A 20352-nucleotide genomic window follows, 5' to 3' on the forward strand; every position below is an offset into this window, starting at 1 on the left:
AATAGTCTACAAAGGTAGAAGATTATTCCTGATATTTAATTCCTAAATCCACATGAAAACAAAAGAGGAAATTGTTAGAAACTGGTTAACAAGATATACTGGCAGAGAACTCTCTGATTTTAGCCCATATATACTTCTAACTAATTTTAGTTACTATGTTGAGCTTTTCGCGAAATGGCATAATGTTGAAATTATTGGAGAAGATAAAGCAATGCCAAATGCTTCTGCTGATAATATTACCATCATTAATTTTGGGATGGGAAGTCCGAATGCCGCAACCATTTTAGATTTACTAAGTGCAATCAAACCCAAAGGAGTGCTTTTTTTAGGCAAATGCGGAGGTTTAAAGCGCAAAAACAAACTCGGCGACCTGATATTACCCATAGCAGCAATTCGCAGCGAAGGAACCTCTAATGACTATCTTCCTCCGGAAGTTCCAGCATTGCCAGCCTTTAGCCTTCAAAGAGCCGTTTCTCAGGTAATTTCTGACAGAAATAGAGAATATTACACAGGAACAGTTTTCACTACCAATAAGCGGGTTTGGGAATACGACGAACGTTTCAAGAAATATTTATCCAAGACCAGAGCCATGGCCATAGATATGGAAACGGCAACAATTTTTACTGTTGGCTTCTATAATGGAATATCAACAGGTGCTTTGCTTTTGGTTTCCGATCAACCTATGATTTCGGATGGAATAAAAACAGATGAAAGTGATGCCAGTGTAACACTTAATTTTGTTGAGGAACACATAAAAATAGGAATTGAATCCTTAAAAGAAATAATGCATAATAAGCAGTCGGTTAAACACTTGCGCTTCTAAAACAAAACATATGACATTTGAGGATATCCTTAAAGGCTTAAAAAAGAAAGAATATGCTCCGATTTATTTTTTAATGGGAGAAGAAAGTTTTTTTATCGATCAAATTACCGATTACATTATTGCAAATGCTTTGAATGAATCTGACAAAGATTTTAATCAAATAATATTGTATGGAAAAGATACTGATATCGGGACCATAGTAACAACAGCCAGAAGGTTTCCAATGATGGCCGAGAAACAGCTGGTTGTAGTCAAAGAAGCCCAAAATATTAAAAACATAGAACAACTTCAATCCTATGTTCAAAATCCTTTGCATTCTACAATTCTTGTCATTAACTACAAATATAAATCCTTAGACAAGCGAAAAAACTTTACGAAAGAGGTTGCCAAAAATGGAATCTTGTTCGATTCAAAAAAAATATATGAAAATCAAGTTCCCGATTGGATTAAAAATTATACAAGTAAACAAGGTTATCAAATAGATTCAAAAGCGTGCTTTCTACTCGCCGAATTTTTAGGTAACGATCTGGGCAAAATTACAAATGCTCTTGACAAATTAACCATAAATATTACAGGAAATAGTACCATCACGCCAAGTGACATTGAAAAAAATATCGGAATCTCTAAAGATTTCAATAACTTTGAATTACAAAATGCTCTCGGCAAAAAAGAGGTTTTTAAAGCCAATCAAATCATAAACTATTTTGCTACGAATGAAAAAAATAATCCGATGGTTGTAACCATTGCCTTATTACACTCGTATTTCTCAAAAGTTTTAAAGTATTATTTTATCAAGAATAAAACCAACGATAAATTGGTTGCAACAAGCTTACACGTTAATCCATATTTTGTAAAAGACTATAAACAAGCAGCAAAAAATTATAATCCTAAAAAACTGGTATCTATAATTGCATTGCTGCGGGAATATGATCTTAAATCGAAAGGAATTGGAGATGCAAGTACGAAGCATGGAGATTTATTAAAAGAATTGATCTTTAAAATTCTTCATTAGCATTTTATTTAAAAAAAAATATTAAGTTGTACATAAATCCCAACTATGAGATTTTATCTACCCGTTTTACTGCTTTCCATACTTTTTTGTCTAAACTTCTCAGAAAGTTTTGGACAGATTACTCCTGTTGCACAAAACGATACGGTTTCAATAACCAATAACAGTGTAGCAAACGAGGTGGTATATATAGAAGTTGATTTTTTAGAAAATGATAAATTTTCTGATGTTGATGAACTCAAGATCTCAATCTTAAGGCAATCCGATCAATATGGAAAAATGCATTTGATCGAAAACAACAGGTTAATGATTTTCTATCCTTATGAAAATTCATTTGGTACAGATACAATTCATTATCAGATTTGCGATGAAGCCAATAAGTGTAGTAAGGCATTTGTAGTTGTAAAGGTTATTGATCCAAATCAGGTTGAACTTTTAATTCCAAGCTCCTTTACCCCGAATAATGACGGAGCTAATGAGAAGTTCTACATCAATGGAATTGAAAATTATCCTGAGAATCAATTCATTGTATTCTCCAGATGGGGAACCAAGGTATTTGAAAAAAAGAATTATACTAATGATGACGCTTGGGATGGTGGATATAATAAAGCCGGGGCAAAATTAGGCCCTGGAGATAAACTACCCAAAGGAACGTATTTCTTTAAGTTGATTATTAGCGACAAACAGTATGTGAAAAGTGGATATATTGTTATTAAGTACTGATAATGAGTCATAAATACACCCCTTTTCTTCTTTTTGTATGTATCCTTCTGTGTTCTTTAAAGATACAGGCACAGGAAGAAATCCGCTTTTCAAATCATAAATACAATCGACTATTTTACAATCCGGCTTACGCTGGGAGTAGTGGTTTTATGGAAGCTGTACTTGCCTACAGGAACCAATGGGTGGGTATTGAAGGATCACCGGAAACAGCATTAGTTTCATTCCAGGCACCAATTAATTACACCAATTCAGGTGTAGGAGCTGTTGCATATCGCAATCAGTTTGGAATTCAATCGGACGTTGCCATTTTTTTAAATTACGCCTACCAAATTCAAATCAGTTACGAAGGTAAATTATCAATGGGACTGCAGGCTGGTTTTATCAACAAACAAATAAACTGGGCTGAACTTAACTTTTACGATCCTAATATCAGCAGTAATCTTCAAGAAAGCGACAACATCGTTCCAGATAAGAACATCTCGACCTGGGTGCCTAATTTTGGTGTCGGATTTTACTACTACACACCCGATTATTATTTTAGCGCATCAATTCCACGATTACTTTCCAATAACCAACCATCCACCGAAGGAATATCTAATAATGTAAGTTTTGATTCCAAATCTCTCTTCTACTATTTAGGTGCTGGTGTAACACTGCCTTTAAATCGCGAAATAGACTTCTCTCCTTCCGTTTTATTCGTGGGGTCACATAAAACATCGAATTTAATAAATGTAAATCTCGATTTTATTCACGATAGTGGTGTATCGGTTGGAGCAGGTTACAGAAGTGATCGAACCTGGGCGGCTTTACTTGGTTATCAGCTCACTCAAAAACTAAGATTTTCATACTCTTATGAAAAATCTTTTGGAAAATATCCCACAAAAGGCTATACAAATCATGAAATAATACTAAATTACAATTTATCATTACGTAAAAGTCAAATTACATCACCAAGATATTTCTAGTAATATGAATAGAAGTCGAATCATATATTTTCTGTTGGTTATTGTATTTGCTCTTACTGGTGTTTCTTCATCATTAGCGCAAGCTCATCTAATTGTAAAAGGCGACCGCTTATACGAAAACAAAGAGTATGCGGCAGCAACCAGCTACTACGAAAAACAGCTTGAAAAATCTGAAGATATAGAGGTAAAAAGAAAGCTTGCTGATTGTTACCTTAAAATTCAAAAAGATACAGAGGCGAACTATTTATTAGAGAATATTGTTGCAAGTCCTGAAGCAAATGCTGACGACTATTTACAATATGCAAATCTTCTAAAGAGAATACGTAACTATGAAAAAGCCAAGGTCTTTTTTAAAAAGTATGCCGAATTAAAACCCGAAGATCAAAACATAGCAAAACTGATTCTTTCCTGTAATTTAATAAATGAACTGCAGGATAATCAATTGTATACAATAAAACCAATAAGTGTTAATTCACCACAATCTGATTTTGCCTCAGCATTTTATAAAAACGGACTTGTATTTGTTTCCGGGCGTAAAAACCGGACATCAAGACAAGTTGATGGAAGAAGTGGAGAATATTACCTGGATATGTACTATTCAGAAAAGTCGGGAGATCATTTTCTACCTCCTACTCCTTTTTCTGAAGATTTTAACACGAAATATCACGAAGGCCCAGCCTGTTTTAGCTCCAATGAAAAATTTATTTTCTTCACCAGAAATAAAGGAACTCTAAACCTGCAAGGTAAATCGGAATTAAACCTTTATACTGCAAGGCACAATGAGAATAACTGGGACAAAGCAGAACTATTCCAATTCTCGGGTCAGAGCTATTCCATGGGACATCCCAGCATCTCTAAGGACGGAAGACACCTTTATTTTATTTCAAATATGGATGGAGGCTATGGAGGTACGGATATTTATGTTTGTCAAAAAATTGGTTTTGCCTGGAGTCGTCCAATTAACTGCGGGTCTTCAATAAATACCGATGGCAACGAAATGTTTCCATTTATTGCCGAAGATGGTTATCTCTATTTTGCTTCCGACGGCCATATCGGATTTGGTGGATTGGATATTTTCAAATCAATTTTTGAGCAAAACGAATGGACCTATCCAGTAAATTTAGGACCTCCTTTCAATTCATCAAAAGATGATTTTGGATACCTAATCAGAAAAAATAAAGACATAGGCTATTTCTCTTCAAACAGAAATGGCAGTGATGATATTTTTGAATTTCATCAAAATCCAGATAAAATACAAAATCTAAAAGGAAGATTAATTGCTAGTACCAACAAAGAAGCCTTGAAAGATGTTGAGCTTATTCTTATGGATAATTTATCGAAGGAGAATTCAACTAAATCGGACAAAAACGGACTTTTTTCTTTTGATATTTTCAAAGGCAAAAATTACAGTTTAATTGTTCGCAAACCTGGTTACAAAACAAAACGAATTCTCTATTTCCCATCTAGTGAACAAACAGCCCCAAAACAATTAAATATTGCGATGGATACAACTCATTGGGTTCAATTCAAGGGTAATATTATTGATCAATTTTCTGCTCGTCCTGTTGAAGAAGCTTCAATTCAGATAATTAATCAAACCTACAAAAGTAATTCTCTATGTTTTAGTGATGAATATGGTGACTTTACAGAGGATATTGATCCTTCAAAAACCTACAATATTATTATCCAGAAAGAAGGTTATTTCACTAAAGTGATTAACAATTACAAGTTTCAAGCTAATAAATTTGAACAAATAGAACTTCAAAAATACTCTGGAAATCAATACATGGAACTTTATGGAGTTGAATACGATGCAGGTTCATGGGAATTAAAGGAAAACACAATTGCAGAACTAAATAACCTTGCTGGTTTATTAAAAGTAAATCCTCATATTTCGGTTGAAATAAATGGCTTTACTACTCAGGATAAAGGGAAAAAAGAAAATAGGTTACTTTGCGAAAAAAGAGCTAAAATTGCCACAGAATATATTATATCCAAAGGCATAACTCCAAATCGTGTTCAATACAAATCAGCCGGATACGATTCTGGCAGGTCAGCTCTAGTTGTAAAATTATCTGAGGCATTCTAAATTAAAAATATGACCATTATTATAATTGCCATTACTGCTCTAATATCAATAGCAGCCTTTAAGAAGGTTGAGTTATTGTACAAATACCAGTTTAATGCTTACCAAATAGTCAAAAGAAACCAATGGTATAGGATATTTACTTATGGGTTTCTTCATGCCAATTGGGATCATTTATTGGTGAATATGGTGGTGCTTTTCTTCTTTGGTAGAGTGCTTGAAACCTATTTCAACTACTATTTTGGAGCTTCTGCTGTTCTCTATTTTATTCTTTTGTATGTTGGGGCTCTTGTATTTTCTACTCTTTACGATTTAAGGAAACATCGTGAGCATTATCATTACAATGCTGTTGGTGCTTCGGGTGCCACTTCGGCGGTTGTTTTTGCTGCTATTTTCTTTGCTCCCTTAGAGAAGATTTATTTCATGTTTTTTATTCCAATACCAGGAATCGTTTTTGCAATAGGCTATCTGTATTATTCCTATTACATGAGCAAAAAGAACTTGGATAATATTGGTCATAGCGCTCATTTCTATGGAGCTCTTTTCGGATTTCTATTTCCTATCCTTATTAAACCCCAATTATTCTCCTTATTTTTGAAGCAGATTCTCAATTTCTAGAACATGCAAAAAGCTTTATTCCTTGATCGTGATGGTGTAATAAACTCTGACGAAGGACATTATTATATTTATAAAATTGAAGATTTTAAAATCAATGAAGGCATCATTCCTTCCTTAAAAAAAATTACAGAGGCAGGATATCTCTTATTTATTGTAACAAACCAAGGAGGAATTGCCAAAGGAATCTATTCCGAATCGGATGTAGAGATGGTTCATGATCATTTACTTTCGATATTAGAGAAGGAAAACATCCACATCGAACAAATCTACTTCTGCCCTCATCACGAAAGTGTGGCAGCGTGTGATTGCCGCAAGCCAAATCCTTATTTCATAAAAAAAGCCATTATCGATTACAATATCGACTCAACTAAATCGTATATGATTGGTGATAGTCCGAGAGATATTCAAGCGGCAGAAGCTGCAGGGATAAAAGGAATCAAAATTCAATCCAACGAAAACATTAGTGTTTATTGTGATCAAATAGTAAAAGGAGAAATTTAGTAATGGATACAGTTGAAAAAATATGTTTAGACGGTAAATTATACCCAAAAGACACACTGCTTTTTGGTGCAGGAAACCGAGCATTTCGTTATGGTGATTCGCTATTTGAGACCATTCACACAAACGGTACTGAAATTCAATTTCTTCCTGAACATCTTAATCGATTAACGAAAGGAATGGATTGTTTAGGCATGATTATTCCTTCTGGATTTCGTGAAAAGATTAAAACAAATATTATTTTTTTAATCAATAAAAACAAAGCGTTTGCAGGCACTCGAATTCGTCTAAGCATTTTTCGAAAAGAAGGTGGATTGTACACTCCAACCGATAATTCCATTTCCTATGTAATTGAAACATCGGTTCTTGAAAATGCTCACTATTTGCTAAATCGAAAAGGACTAAAAATTGGGATTTACGAGGAAATGAGAAAATCGTACAGCATTGTATCGAGATACAAAACAGGCAACTCACTTCCTTTTATTCTTGCTGCCAACTACCGTAAAAAAATGAATTGGGATGATTGCCTTTTGCTAAACGAGAGAGGAAATATTGCTGAAAGTATAAGTTCGAATCTGTTCCTTGTAAAAGATGGTGTTTTGCTGACTCCCTCGATTGAAAATGGTGGCGTTTCAGGAATTATGAGAGAGCAAATAATTGAAATTGCTACTAACTTGAACCTTACTGTTTTTGATGATTGCAATATCAATCATGAAAATATTTTAAATGCGGATGAAATTTTCCTCACCAATGCAATTTGTGGTATTCAATGGGTTGTTGCTTATCAGGAAAGAAGATATTTTAACAAAACAGCTAAACTTTTAATTGAAGAATTGAACCGAAAGGCCTTTGACTAACAGGTAAACACCGAAGCTAATTCATACCCGGATTTTCCGGAAAATTAGACCACATTTTGTATCGTCCGCCCATTCGCCGCAAAGATTGTTCCCATAATTTTTCATTATTACAATTCATGATTTCCGAAACATCAAGTTGACTTACCAACCAAGAATTTTCATTGATTTCTTCGCTAAGCTGGCCAATGCTCCAGCCCGAGTACCCGGCAAAAAAACGCACTTGCTCTGGTCGAACCACCTTTTGCTCAATCAATTCTTTTAACACCATAAAATCGCCTGCCCAATACAAATTATCGAATATATGAATGCTGTTCGGAATTAAATTAGGTATTGTGTGAATGAAATAGATCCGATTTATATCTACTGGACCTCCAACAAAAACGTCCCCTTCAAAATGTGCAATATTAATTAGCACTTCATCAATAGTTAGGTTAATTGGCTTGTTAAGGACAAAACCAATAGCACCATCCTCGTTACATTCTGCCAATAAAACGAGCGATCGTTTAAAATAACGACCTTCCAAAAAAGGCTCAGCAATTAGTACTTTTCCCTTTTTCGGATTGATGTTATTCTTTCCTCTTCCAAAAAAATCTGATGTCTCGTCCACCATAATTCTTACTTATTTATAATTCCAAATTAACCAATTTTACTGATTAAAAAAAGAAATTCAGGAATTAGCCTTGTGCTTTACGGAATCAATTCAATTAGCATAAATATTACAAATTTATTATATTAGAGCTGCCCTAAAACTTGTTCCATGCACAAACGAATAAATTCTACCTTACTCCTATTCCTCTTCAGCTTACTTCCTTTTTTAACTCAGGCATCAAATCAGGCATATAATGAAGCCTTAGAAGAACTAAGAGTTGAACTTCCAAAGATCATAGTGGCTGATATTCCGACAAAAATTAAAATTTCAATAGATAAAGAGAAAAGTAGTATCAATGAGAATGATAGCATCTGGGTTCGTGTAAACACACAAAACATCTTGGCTAAAGTTGAAAATAGGCAAGTTGTATTTCATCATATTTTCAAGAAAAAAAGGGTACTTCAAATCAGTTTTCAAAACAAAAATTACAGCAGGGTAATTAATCCAATTCCTTTATGGTTATCAATACTACCACCACTTATAGCCATTCTTATGGCCCTTTTTTTTAAAGAAGTCTTTTCTGCATTATTCGTAGGTCTCTTTTCCGGAACCTTGCTAATCTATTCCTATCAGGAAGCTTCGATTTTTACCGCATTTTTTAAATCTATATTCGCCATATCAGATACTTACATTCTGCAATCTTTAGCCGACACCGGACATATTTCCATTATTCTATTTTCGATGTTGATTGGCGCAATGGTGAATTTAATTACCAAAAATGGTGGCATGCAAGGAATTGTTAACAAACTTTCCAAATTTGCTAGCAGTCCGAGGTCTGGTCAGTTCGTAACTTGGTTTTTAGGTGTTCTTATCTTCTTCGATGATTATGCCAATACATTGATCGTTGGAAATACAATGCGTCCTGTTACCGACAGATTAAAAATATCAAGAGAGAAACTTGCCTACATTGTTGATTCCACTGCCGCTCCTGTAGCATCTATTGCCATGATCACAACCTGGATTGGTATTGAATTAAGCTACATTCAATCTGCAACAGTTCAAATCAATATAACAGAAAGTCCTTACAGTATTTTCCTGAATTCTTTACCTACGCGCTTCTATCCTTTCTTTACCCTATTCTTTATTTTGATGCTAATAATATTGAAGAAAGATTTTGGTCCCATGTTAAAAGCAGAACAGAAATGCAGAAAAGAATCAAATTCTTCAGATTCTTCGGAACCCGTAATGGTTTCATCTGAATTGAAAGAAATTGAGATTGATAAAGATACTCCAACCCGTTGGTACAATGCAGGCATACCTGTTTTAATTGTAATTTTAGGAACATTCGCAGGATTGGTTTATACTGGATGGGATGCAAACATTTGGAATGATACAAATCTTGCCTTCGGCAAAAAACTATCCCACATTATTGGAGCATCAGATTCTTACCTTGCTCTTTTGTGGTCGTCGCTTTCGGCCGTTTTAGTCGCCATGGCGCTTACTCTTAGTCAAAGAATACTTAGTCTGGGTAAGGCTATTGATGCTTTAGTAAGTGGCTTTAAAACTATGCTGACTGCAATTCTTATTTTAGTACTTGCATGGGCTCTGGCCGACATCACCAAAGATATGCATACTGCAGATTTCATTTCGAATACTCTAATTGCAAGTAATGTTTCACCATTTCTCTTGCCATCCTTTACATTCATCCTGTCAGCTTTAATTGCATTTTCAACAGGCTCTTCATGGGGAACTATGGCAATTCTATATCCTTTAATCTTGCCCGCATCATGGGCTTTGTGTCATTCTGCCGGAATGAATGATCTTGAAAGCATGAACATTTTCTATATTACCGTATCGGCGATATTAGCAGGTTCTGTATTGGGCGATCATTGTTCTCCTATTTCCGATACGACCATCCTTAGTTCTCTGGCAAGCTCTTGTAATCACATAGAACATGTGCGAACGCAATTACCTTATGCTTTAACTGTTGGGTTTGTATCTATTTTTGCAGGACTGCTTCCCGCTGCCTATGGAGTTCCTTCATGGATTTTAATTCCAGTTGGTTTTACTCTTCTTTATTTAATTGTGAAATATGCAGGAAAGAAAACGGAATAACAAACCCGACATATAATGGTTGGTACCAAATATGTCGGGAATAAATCCTATGCTGATTTGCAATTATCAAATTTGACAATTATACCACTAACCACAATGCATCAAATCAACACTAACTAAAAGTTCTATACTCTATAGACAGCTTTATTCAATAAAAGGTGACAAGCCTCCTGTTGTTTTAACTTTTTTTAACACCACTAATTTAAGATCAATTCCCAATATCCAACATCTACCCATTTATTAAATTTATATCCAACCTCCTTAAAGTGTGCAACTTTTTCGAAACCGAATTTTTCATGTAATGCGATACTTTCGTCATTGGGCAAAGAAATCCCCCCAATTGCAACATGTAAATCTAATTTAGTTAGCCTTTCTATCAATTCTTGATACAATTTTGTGCCAATTCCTTTGCCTGTTGCATCCAAATGAATAAACTGTAGTTTCAACAGAAAATTTATAAGCGCATCTTAATTTCCATTCACTTGCATAGGCATACCCAAGTATCCTTTCATTTTCATAAAAAACAATCCATGGCAATTCTGCCGTAACTCCTGCAATTCTTAATCTCATATCTTCCCGAGAAACTTCAATCTCCTCAAAAGTAATCGCGGAGCTTTTTACGTAGTGATTGTAGATTTCACAAATTTCCACAGCATCTGAAGAGAATACACTTCTTATCATATTAGTTAGATTTTCAGATCACTTTAAAGATACAAAAAAAGAGAAACCATCCCTTACGAGATGGCTGGTTCCTCAAGATATCTTGAAGCCCTTAAAAATTGAATTGTCAGTCAAATTACCACATGCATCCAACAATTATTAACTAAAAATATTCAAGATTCTCCCCTATAGATCCTCTCGAACAATACTATAACAGGTTAATCCGAGAAAAGGGTGACAACAATATGAGAATAATCTCATGTTTAACTTTTAGTAACAAAAAAAGAGACTGATTTTTTTCAAAATCAGCCTCTTCTCATATTTAAAGAAAGAAAATTCGTTCTTAATTGGTATAAATAGCAGTAAACTTTTGAGGATTTGATTCTCTCATGATATCGTAAATAATCTCAAATACATCTTCGGCATTGGGATTTGAAAAATAATCTCCATCGGTACCATATGCTGGACGGTGATCTTTAGCAGTTATTGTTCTTGGTTCTGAATCCAAATGGAAATAAGCATTCTGCTCCTCTAAAACTTTCTGCATCATAAAAGCTGTAGCTCCTCCAGGAACATCCTCATCGAAAAATACAATTCGATTGGTTTTCTTTACTGATTCAAGAATTCGACTATTAATATCAAATGGCAATAAAGTCTGAACATCAATTAACTCAACAGAAATATTAAAATCTTTCAACTGCTTTACTGCATCTTCAGCAATTCGCACACATGACCCATAAGTTACCAATGTAATATCGGTTCCTTCCTCCAAAACTTCAGGTATACCTAATGGTGTATTAAACTCGCCTAAATTATCAGGTAATTTTTCCTTCAGTCTGTAACCATTAAGTGGTTCAATTACTAATGCCGGCTCATCCGATTCTAAAAGCGTATTATAAAAGCCTGCCGCTTTGGTCATATCTCTTGGCACACAAACATGAATTCCTCGTATAGAGTTGATGACCATGCTTAGAGGAGATCCTGAATGCCAAATTCCTTCCAGTCGATGACCACGAGTACGAATAATTACCGGAGCCTTTTGACCCCCTTTTGTTCTGTAGTGCAGCGTAGCTAAATCATCACTCATGGTTTGCAAGGCATATAGCAGGTAATCGAAATATTGTATTTCGGCTATTGGACGCAATCCTCTAACTGCCAAACCAATTCCTTGTCCTATAATTGTAGCCTCACGAATTCCAGTATCGGTAACCCTCAGCTCACCGTATTTTTTCTGCATTCCTTCCAAACTCTGGTTTACACCGCCAATAAATCCGGTATCTTCTCCAAAAGTTAACAGCAAAGGATATTTGCTGAAAAGTTTATCAAAATTATCCCGTAATATTTCTCGCCCGTTTACCATTTTAGATTGCTCAGAATAGACCGGTTTACAGGACTTGATATTTTGCACTTTTAAATCAGTCTCACTATACAAATGACTACTGTATCGTTCATGATTCTCTGCAAGAGAATTTTTGAGCCACAACTGTAGTTGCGATTTTAAAGGTTTGAAGCTATCGCATGAGCTGCAAATAAATCGTAGTATTTTCTTTGCTGCCGTAAAATTATCCTTTCGAATCGGATGAATAATCTTTTTCAGATCACTTACTATTTTGTCGATTCGTTCCGTTTTCTTACAATCACAACCTGCATTCTTTACCAATTCAATCAGGGCATCTCTTTCTTCAATAATCGGATCGATGAAAGATTTCCAAGCAGCTTTTCTTGCTTCCTTTACTTCTTGCAAAGCAATATTTTCAATTTCATCCAGAGTTTCTTCTTTCGCTAATTCCATAGAAAGAATCCACTCTTTCATTTTTTTGATTGGATCGTATTCCGTTTCCCAATCCAAACGTTCTTTGGTTTTATATCGCTCATGTGAACCAGAAGTGGAATGACCTAAAGGTTGAGTCATTTCCGAAACGTGAAATAGAACAGGAACATGATTCTTCCTGCAAAGTTCGACACCTTCCATATACATTTTACAAAGCGAAGGATAATCCCAACCTTTAGCCTTATAAATTAGGTAGCCATCCCCCTTTTCATCTTGTTCAAATCCTTTAAGAACTTCGGAGATATTCGATTTTGTGGTTTGATATTTGTTGGGAACAGAAATTCCCCAGCCATCATCCCAAACGCTAATGGCCATTGGTACTTGCAGAACACCTGCCGCATTTATGGTTTCCCAAAAATGACCTTCGGAAGTACTGGAATCGCCAATTGTACCAAAAGCCACTTCGTTTCCCTTGTCTGAAAACTCAGGGAAATTATGCAATTCTTTGTTCTGTCTGAAAATTTTGGATGCATAAGCCAAGCCAAGTAATCTAGGCATCTGACCTGCTGTAGGCGAAATATCCGCGGAAGAATTCTTCTGATTGGTTAAGTTTTTCCAACTCCCATCTTCATTTAAACTTCTGGAAGCATAATGGTTATTCATTAAACGACCTCCGTTGGCTGGATTTTTGTCGAGCTTAGTATCCCCAAATAATTGAGCAAAAAATTCCTCGCTTGATAACATTCCAGAGGCAAGCATAAAGGTTTGATCACGATAATAACCTGAGCGCCAGTCACCATTTTTATAATATTTAGCCATTGCAATTTGAGCAATTTCCTTTCCGTCACCAAATATTCCAAACTTGGCTTTCCCGGTTAAAACTTCTTTTCGACCCCAAATACTTAGTTGACGACTGACATTGGCAATTCGATAATCCTCAAGAACTTCAGATGTAAAATCATTGAATGACAAATTCTCTTTATTTGTATCCTTATTTTCTTTTACCATTTCTGACATATAATTTTGCGTTTTTAGTCAACAAAACAATTTTCCCCCTTGCTTTGGAAACTAATATGTGTTAGTGCGTTTATTTAACAGAATATTCTCTAATTAAACTTACATCAAATTTAGTAAGAATAATTCTAAATAAGAATAATTCATCCAAGTATTTACAGACCTTAAGATCTTCTTTTGTTTGGAAGAACAATATCGAAATGATATCTTTGCTAGTAAATTATTAATAGCGATTCTTATTTTGTTTGTATCACTAATGTAATACACTTGTTGTTGCCAACAAATAATAAATTAGGAATACAACAAAATAATTTCGACGCTTTTCGTAGCTCAAGCTTTTTATAAATAGTACAAGATATATTCAAATGATTACAGTCTTACTTATAACAATTATTCTTCTGGCAATTAGCTTTGCTGGTTTTGCAATTACAATATTGATTAAAAAAAATGGTAAGTTTCCTGAACTTCATCTTGGAAAAAATGAAGATTTGAAAAAAAGAGGGATTGGATGTGCCACCTCTCAAGATAAAATGGAGCAAGCTAAAGCCAAAAGATCGCATCAATTTAAGCAACTTACGCTTTTAGATAAAGAAGTAAACTCGCTCTAACTCAAAATAAATTTAAATTTTAACATTAGATATATAACAATCTAATCTTAGAATCGTATTTACTTTGAGTTACTTTATTAAATCTAAATAAAAATGGCGATGTTTTTCAAGATATTACTTTTATCACTCTTTTTATTGCTACTGGCCTTTTTAGGAATGGGCATTAAGCTATTATTCGATAAAAATGCGAAGTTCACTGGTGGTAGCTGTGGCTCTTGTGCTTGCACCAATCCGGATGAAGAAAATTGTGAAACCAAATAAATGAAATAGGTTATCGGTTTTTTGGTCTCTGTTGTTTGTATTATTTCATAACAACTACTTATTTTCCGAGCTGCGGAAATCTAAGAACCGATAACTTTTTACAACTCTTTCCAATAAATTCAAGTTATTCTATAATTGATTCCTTTAACCTTTCGCTTATATAGGTTTTATAATTGCCAAGTGAATCGCTATAAATAAAATAGGCTTTCAGAAGGGAGTCTTTTCCGACTAACTCTATGCTTTTTTCCAATCCCAACACCATAAAACTGGTTGCATAGGCATCTGCCGACATACAATCAGGAGCAAATACCGAAGCCGAAAGTAAGCTGTGTTGAACTGGATATCCCAAACGAGGATCGATGGTGTGGGCATACTTTTTACCATCCTTAATGTAGAACTGTCGGTAATTTCCGGAAGTAGCGAGTGCTCCATTTTCCATCTGAATTACATCTTGTATCTCTCTTGACATCGTTGAAGGATCATCAATTGGTTTATCAATACCCACTCTCCAAATTCTGCCCTTGTCATTTTTACCTTTAGCACGAATTTCACCACCAATTTCAACCATATAATTAACGACCCCATTTAGTTCCAAAAGATCGGCTACAACATCAACACCATATCCCTTTGCAATAGCACTTGCATCAAACATGATTCTAGGATCGTCTTTCACCACTTTTCCGTCTTCTAAACGAACTTTGGTATATCCTACAACTTGAAGTAGACTATCAACAGGAATCAATTCAGGATCAAGCTTATTTTTGAATCCAAAACCCCATGCATTCACTAAAGGAGCAACAGTCATATCAAATGCACCCTCAGTAATCCGGGAAATCTCTTCTCCTCTTTTAAAGGTTGTTAGAAAATAGTGATCAAGCACTACGCTTGTATCGTTATTGTTCACCCTCGAGATTACCGATTGAGGCTTATAGGTAGACAAGGAAAGGTCGAATTCAGTTAGTTTAGCCATTATATCCTCCTGAAGATTATCATCACCTTTGTACTCATAAACGATGTGATAAAAGGTTCCGAAAATTGGGCCTTCATCGAAATAATACTTTTTACCGTTTTCCTGACAAGAAGTAAAGATCAGAACGCAAAAAAGAACAATTAAATTCAGTGATTTTTTCATGACTTACTACTATTGATAATGGATAATTAATGCAACAAATGTAACTAAGCTTGTAAAAACAAACAAGCCTCGAAAATTCGAGGCTTGTTTAATTATATTACGATCCAAAATCGTCAAATTCAACCATTTCGTCTGGTACTCCTAATTCATACAGCATGTTTGTAGTCGCTGAATTCATCATTGGAGGTCCACAAAGGTAATATTCAACATCTTCCGGCTCTTCATGATTGATCAAGTAGTTGTCATAAATTACCTGGTGAATAAATCCAGTTGGTCCTTCCCAATTATCCTCTGGCTGAGGCTCAGAAAGAGCTAAGTGCCATTCGAAGTTAGGGAAATCAGCAGCGATAGCATCGAACTGATCTGCGTAGAACACTTCTTTTAATGAACGGGCTCCGTACCAGAAAGTAGCCTTTCGACCAGTTTTTACGGTGTGGAACAAGTGAAAGATGTGAGATCGCATTGGAGCCATACCAGCACCACCACCAATAAACATCATCTCGTTATTGGTCTCTTTAATAAAGAACTCACCGTAAGGTCCGGAAATAGTAACTTTATCGCCTGGTTTACGTGAGAAAATAAACGAAGAACAGATTCCAGGATTCACTTTCATCCAACCACCGTTTACACGATCGAATGGAGGAGTTGCAATACGAATGTTCAACATTACAATATTTCCTTCGGCAGGATGGTTAGCCATTGAGTAGGCACGATAGGTAGGCTCAGGGTTTTTCATTGTAAGATCAAACATCTTAAACTTCTTCCAATCTTCGAGATACTCTTCGTCGATATCCATGCTCTTAAAATCAACCTCGATTTTAGGGACATCAATCTGAATGTATCCTCCCGATTTAAAGTCAATAATTTCACCTTTAGGCAACCTTACTACAAATTCCTTAATAAATGTAGCAACGTTTCCATTTGAAACCACTTCACACTCCCATTTCTTAATTCCCATAATTTCCTGAGGAATCGCCATGCTCATGTCTTCTTTTACTTTTACCTGACAAGCCAAACGCCAATCAGTTAAAGCTTCTCTTCTAGTGAAAAATCCTGTCTCTGTTGGTAGAATAGTTCCTGCCCCTGAATGAACCTGGCATTTACACATTCCACAAGTACCTCCACCACCACAAGCTGATGGTAAAAAGATTTTTTCAGCACCTAAAGCTCCCAAAAGGGTATTACCCGGGTCTACAACCAATTTTAGTTTTCCTTCATTAATATCAATAGTCACCTCTCCCGATGGAGTAAGCTTCTGTTTTGCATACAAAAGGATAGAAACCAGTACCAGGATCACAAGTAGGAAGATCACAATACTTGTGGCAATAACTGTTCCCTGTGTTGTTAATAATATCATCTCTATTCCGATTAAATTTTTTGAAAATTCAATTTTACTTTATTCTTCTTTCAGCTTAGAGTTTGATCCCCATAAAGCTCATAAAAGCAATTCCCATTAATCCTGTTACAATAAATGTAATTCCAAGTCCACGTAATGGAGCAGGAATATTTGAGTAACGAATTTTTTCACGAATTGCAGCGATACCAATAATAGCAAGAAACCAACCAAGACCTGATCCAAGACCAAATGAAGTTGCCTCTGCTAAAGTTCCGTAGTCTCTTTCCTGCATGAAAAGAGAACCTCCTAAAATTGCACAATTAACAGCAATTAAGGGAAGAAAAATACCCAAAGAAGAATATAGTGTCGGAGCAAATTTTTCTACAATCATTTCAACCAACTGTACCAGAGAAGCAATTACTGCAATAAACATGATAAAACTTAAAAAGCTTAAATCAACATCCGCAAATGAAGGATCTACCCAAGTAAGAGCTCCACTAACTAAAATGTATTTGTTTAGCAAGTAATTTAAAGGAACGGTTATTCCCAAAACAAAAATTACAGCGATACCAAGACCAACTGAAGTTTTTACTGTTTTTGAAACAGCCAGATACGAACACATTCCTAAGAAGAATGCGAACACCATGTTGTCGATAAAAATCGACTTGATAAATATATTAATCAGATTTTCCATGTTTCGATTTTTCTTTACAATTAATTCGACTCAATTAAAGATTTATCTCTGGATCTTTGAACCCAAATAATAATTCCTACAGTAATCAATGCCATTGGAGGAAGAATCATTAAACCGTTATTTTGGTATCCCATGTCATAAAATGCTTGAGGAATAACCTTGAAACCATATATTGATCCGGATCCTAACAATTCACGGAAGAATGCAATGATAATCAGGATCAAACCATACCCTGCAGCATTACCAATTCCGTCAAGGAAAGCTGGCCATGGACGATTTCCAAGAGCAAATGCTTCCAAACGTCCCATGATAATACAGTTTGTAATAATAAGACCAACAAATACTGATAGTTGTTTACTTACCTCGTAAGCAAAAGCTTTTAATATTTGATCCACAACAATTACCAAAGCAGCAACAATTACAAGCTGAACAATGATACGAATACGTGAAGGGATAGTATTTCGAATTAATGAAATAATTACGTTAGCAAGTGCCAATACGGCCATAACCGAGAGGCTCATCACCACTGCCGGTTCCAATTTTGCTGTAACCGCTAAAGCTGAACAAATTCCTAATACCTGAACGGTAATCGGGTTGTCGCTTCCCAATGGATTTTTCAGCAATTTCCGATTTTTAGCGGAGAATAAAGGTTCTTTATCGCTCATATCGTGCTTATTTAGAAGATTTTAAAAACTTTTCATAACTGCTTAGGTTATCTTGAAGCATTGCTTCCAAACCTTTTGAGGTAACAGTACCACCAGATACTGCATCAAATTCATGTGGGTTGCCGTCTGCTGCTCCTCCTTTAACCATAGCTAAAGAGGTAAACTTTCCTGCCTCATCAAAAATCTGTTTCCCAGTAAATGGTTCCTGAAATTCAGATTTTGAAATTTCAGCACCTAAACCAGGAGTTTCACCCTTATTCCCAAATGTAGCACCGTAAATGGTTTTCCCATCAGGTTCCAAAGAAATAAAGCCCCAAATAGGTCCCCACATTCCTTTACCCAAAATTGGAATAATCATTTTCTCCCCTACTCCTTCTTTTTCGAACACAAAAACAGGTAGTTTCCTTTCTACCACATTTTTTTTACTGTTCTCAATTTTCAAATTAACGCCAAAAGTTTTATTCTTGTCGTCTGAAGTGACAGTTCCTTCTGAGTTTACAATTAAAGCTTTCACAATGTATTTACTGTAAAGCTCCTCAGCGTTTTCTGGAGTAGAAGCAACATTCACAGCTTTTAAAATGTCTTGCTTTTTCTCTATTTCTATATTTCTCGTTTGGCGTGGCTTAAGTTGCAAAGCAGCAAAAGAAAGAACCGCCGCAACTATCACCACCATAACGGAGGCATAAAGAAATGTATATGTATTGCTTTGAGTATTCATTTTCTAGTTGATTATTTGTTTAAGCACTCACCTTAACTCGTTTCAATCTTCTTTTGATATTACCTTGAACCACATAATGATCGATAAGTGGAGCAAAAGTATTCATGAAAAGGATTGCTAACATCATCGCCTCCGGGAAACCTGCATTCAATACACGAATCAAAACAGCAAGGAAACCGATAAGGAAACCATAAATTATTTTTCCGCGAGCAGTTTGAGCTCCCGATACCGGATCAGTAGCCATAAATACAGCACCAAACGCAAAACCACCCATAATTAAATGTTGCCATGCTGGAATCAACTCCATATAAGCATTACCACCAATTAGGTTGAAAAGCATTCCCATTACATATCCTCCGGCAAATACCGAAACGATAATTTTCCAGCTACCAACTCCTGTTGCAATTAAAACTACTGCCCCAATTAGAATAGCTATAGTAGATGTTTCTCCTATTGATCCCGGAATTAAACCAACAAACATATTCCAAACATCTGAAAGGTGTGTTTGATAAATATTAGCAGCTTCAGTACTAGTCGCATCAACCAAATTGGCTGCATGAGCCAATGGTGTTGCTCCCGAAAAGCTATCTGCTTTTTCAGCGATCCATACTGCTTCACCAGACATTTTTGATGGGTAAGCGAAGAAGAAGAATGCACGGGCAATTAATGCCGGATTCCAAATATTCATTCCTGTTCCACCAAATACCTCTTTACCAATAACTACAGCAAATGCAGTTGAAACTGCAACCATCCAAAGAGGTGCGCCAACTGGCATTATTAAAGGTATTAACATACCTGAAACAAGGAAACCCTCATTTACCTGATGACCGCGCATTTGTGCAAAAGCAAATTCAATACCCAAACCAACTACGTATGAAACGATGATGATAGGTAGAATTTCGATCAAACCATAAATGCAGATATCCATAAAACTAGTCGTATTGATTAGATCTAGTGAAAGGAAATGCTGATATCCTGTATTGTAAATCCCAAATAACAATGCTGGAATTAAAGCCATGACAACAATAGACATGGTTCTCTTCAAGTCGATAGCATCCTTAATGTGAGTTCCATTATGAGATGTAATATCGGGAACGAATAGAAAAGATTCAAAAGCCTCGAAAGACGATTGCAACTTTGCAAACTTCCCACCCTTTAAAAATAAGGGCTTCTTTTTATCAAGAAATTTTCTTAGTGCTTTCATTTTATA

19 protein-coding genes and 1 pseudogene are annotated in these 20352 nt (G+C 35.5%); 11 read left to right on the plus strand and 9 right to left on the minus strand.

Annotated features, from left to right (window positions below; genetic code table 11):
* Positions 1–52: 52 nt before the first annotated feature.
* From ALGA_RS05215 to ALGA_RS05250, 8 genes are read left to right on the plus strand one after another with little or no spacing between them, the layout of a single operon-like run.
* The gene (locus ALGA_RS05215) at positions 53–823 is read left to right on the plus strand and encodes an AMP nucleosidase (protein WP_096428320.1); all 771 of its coding nucleotides are present in this window, start codon (positions 53–55) and stop codon (positions 821–823) included.
* Positions 824–833: 10 nt separating this feature from the next.
* Positions 834–1835, plus strand: a complete 1002-nt coding sequence (gene holA, locus ALGA_RS05220; RefSeq protein ID WP_096428321.1) for a DNA polymerase III subunit delta — start codon at positions 834–836, stop codon at positions 1833–1835.
* Positions 1836–1880: 45 nt separating this feature from the next.
* Positions 1881–2555: a T9SS type B sorting domain-containing protein gene (locus tag ALGA_RS05225; protein ID WP_096428322.1), complete on the plus strand. Its 675-nt coding sequence runs from the start codon at positions 1881–1883 to the stop codon at positions 2553–2555.
* Positions 2556–2557: 2 nt separating this feature from the next.
* Positions 2558–3520, plus strand: coding sequence for a PorP/SprF family type IX secretion system membrane protein (locus tag ALGA_RS05230; RefSeq protein WP_096428323.1), 963 nt, complete (start codon positions 2558–2560; stop codon positions 3518–3520).
* Between the two features lie 4 nt (positions 3521–3524).
* Positions 3525–5609 carry an OmpA family protein gene (locus ALGA_RS05235; RefSeq protein WP_096428324.1) on the plus strand — a complete coding sequence of 695 codons (2085 nt, stop codon included), beginning with the start codon at positions 3525–3527 and terminating at the stop codon, positions 5607–5609.
* A gap of 9 nt (positions 5610–5618) precedes the next feature.
* Positions 5619–6224 carry a rhomboid family intramembrane serine protease gene (locus ALGA_RS05240; protein WP_096428325.1) on the plus strand — a complete coding sequence of 202 codons (606 nt, stop codon included), beginning with the start codon at positions 5619–5621 and terminating at the stop codon, positions 6222–6224.
* Positions 6225–6227: 3 nt separating this feature from the next.
* Positions 6228–6725: a D-glycero-alpha-D-manno-heptose-1,7-bisphosphate 7-phosphatase gene (locus ALGA_RS05245; protein WP_096428326.1), complete on the plus strand. Its 498-nt coding sequence runs from the start codon at positions 6228–6230 to the stop codon at positions 6723–6725.
* Positions 6726–6727: 2 nt separating this feature from the next.
* Positions 6728–7579 (plus strand): aminotransferase class IV, encoded by an 852-nt coding sequence (locus ALGA_RS05250; RefSeq protein ID WP_096428327.1) that lies wholly within the window; start codon positions 6728–6730, stop codon positions 7577–7579.
* A gap of 16 nt (positions 7580–7595) precedes the next feature.
* Here ALGA_RS05250 and ALGA_RS05255 read toward each other — a convergent pair whose 3' ends face one another.
* Positions 7596–8189 carry a YqgE/AlgH family protein gene (locus ALGA_RS05255; RefSeq protein ID WP_096428328.1) on the minus strand — a complete coding sequence of 198 codons (594 nt, stop codon included), beginning with the start codon at positions 8187–8189 and terminating at the stop codon, positions 7596–7598.
* A 147-nt stretch (positions 8190–8336) separates the two neighbouring features.
* Here ALGA_RS05255 and ALGA_RS05260 point away from each other — a divergent pair, with 147 nt between their 5' ends.
* On the plus strand, positions 8337–10283 hold the full coding sequence (locus tag ALGA_RS05260) for a Na+/H+ antiporter NhaC family protein (RefSeq protein ID WP_096428329.1): 1947 nt from the start codon (positions 8337–8339) through the stop codon (positions 10281–10283).
* Positions 10284–10480: 197 nt separating this feature from the next.
* Here ALGA_RS05260 and ALGA_RS05265 read toward each other — a convergent pair.
* Both ALGA_RS05265 and ALGA_RS05270 read right to left on the minus strand, forming a co-directional pair.
* Positions 10481–10964: pseudogene (locus tag ALGA_RS05265) on the minus strand (N-acetyltransferase family protein).
* A 322-nt stretch (positions 10965–11286) separates the two neighbouring features.
* Complete coding sequence (locus ALGA_RS05270; RefSeq protein ID WP_197705714.1) at positions 11287–13731, minus strand: alpha-ketoacid dehydrogenase subunit alpha/beta; 2445 nt, start codon at positions 13729–13731, stop codon at positions 11287–11289.
* A gap of 362 nt (positions 13732–14093) precedes the next feature.
* On the opposite strand from ALGA_RS05270, the gene ALGA_RS05275 reads away from it, so the two are divergent.
* The gene (locus ALGA_RS05275; protein WP_096428330.1) at positions 14094–14336 is read left to right on the plus strand and encodes a hypothetical protein; all 243 of its coding nucleotides are present in this window, start codon (positions 14094–14096) and stop codon (positions 14334–14336) included.
* A gap of 99 nt (positions 14337–14435) precedes the next feature.
* Positions 14436–14597 (plus strand): hypothetical protein, encoded by a 162-nt coding sequence (locus ALGA_RS22920; protein WP_153244839.1) that lies wholly within the window; start codon positions 14436–14438, stop codon positions 14595–14597.
* Positions 14598–14721: 124 nt separating this feature from the next.
* On the opposite strand, the gene ALGA_RS05280 is transcribed toward ALGA_RS22920, so the two are convergent.
* The 6 genes from ALGA_RS05280 to ALGA_RS05305 form a co-directional block, all read right to left on the minus strand.
* Positions 14722–15729: an FAD:protein FMN transferase gene (locus tag ALGA_RS05280; RefSeq protein ID WP_096428331.1), complete on the minus strand. Its 1008-nt coding sequence runs from the start codon at positions 15727–15729 to the stop codon at positions 14722–14724.
* A gap of 97 nt (positions 15730–15826) precedes the next feature.
* Positions 15827–17086: an NADH:ubiquinone reductase (Na(+)-transporting) subunit F gene (gene nqrF, locus ALGA_RS05285; RefSeq protein WP_096428332.1), complete on the minus strand. Its 1260-nt coding sequence runs from the start codon at positions 17084–17086 to the stop codon at positions 15827–15829.
* Between the two features lie 55 nt (positions 17087–17141).
* A complete protein-coding gene (gene nqrE, locus ALGA_RS05290) occupies positions 17142–17759 on the minus strand; it encodes an NADH:ubiquinone reductase (Na(+)-transporting) subunit E (RefSeq protein ID WP_096428333.1) in 618 nt (205 codons plus the stop codon).
* Positions 17760–17779: 20 nt separating this feature from the next.
* A complete protein-coding gene (locus ALGA_RS05295) occupies positions 17780–18424 on the minus strand; it encodes an NADH:ubiquinone reductase (Na(+)-transporting) subunit D (RefSeq protein ID WP_096428334.1) in 645 nt (214 codons plus the stop codon).
* A 7-nt stretch (positions 18425–18431) separates the two neighbouring features.
* Positions 18432–19142 (minus strand): NADH:ubiquinone reductase (Na(+)-transporting) subunit C, encoded by a 711-nt coding sequence (gene nqrC / locus ALGA_RS05300; protein WP_096428335.1) that lies wholly within the window; start codon positions 19140–19142, stop codon positions 18432–18434.
* A 19-nt stretch (positions 19143–19161) separates the two neighbouring features.
* Positions 19162–20346, minus strand: coding sequence for an NADH:ubiquinone reductase (Na(+)-transporting) subunit B (locus tag ALGA_RS05305; protein WP_096428336.1), 1185 nt, complete (start codon positions 20344–20346; stop codon positions 19162–19164).
* Positions 20347–20352 lie beyond the last annotated feature (6 nt).

This window comes from Labilibaculum antarcticum (assembly GCF_002356295.1).
Classification (GTDB): Bacteria; Bacteroidota; Bacteroidia; order Bacteroidales; family Marinifilaceae; genus Labilibaculum; species Labilibaculum antarcticum.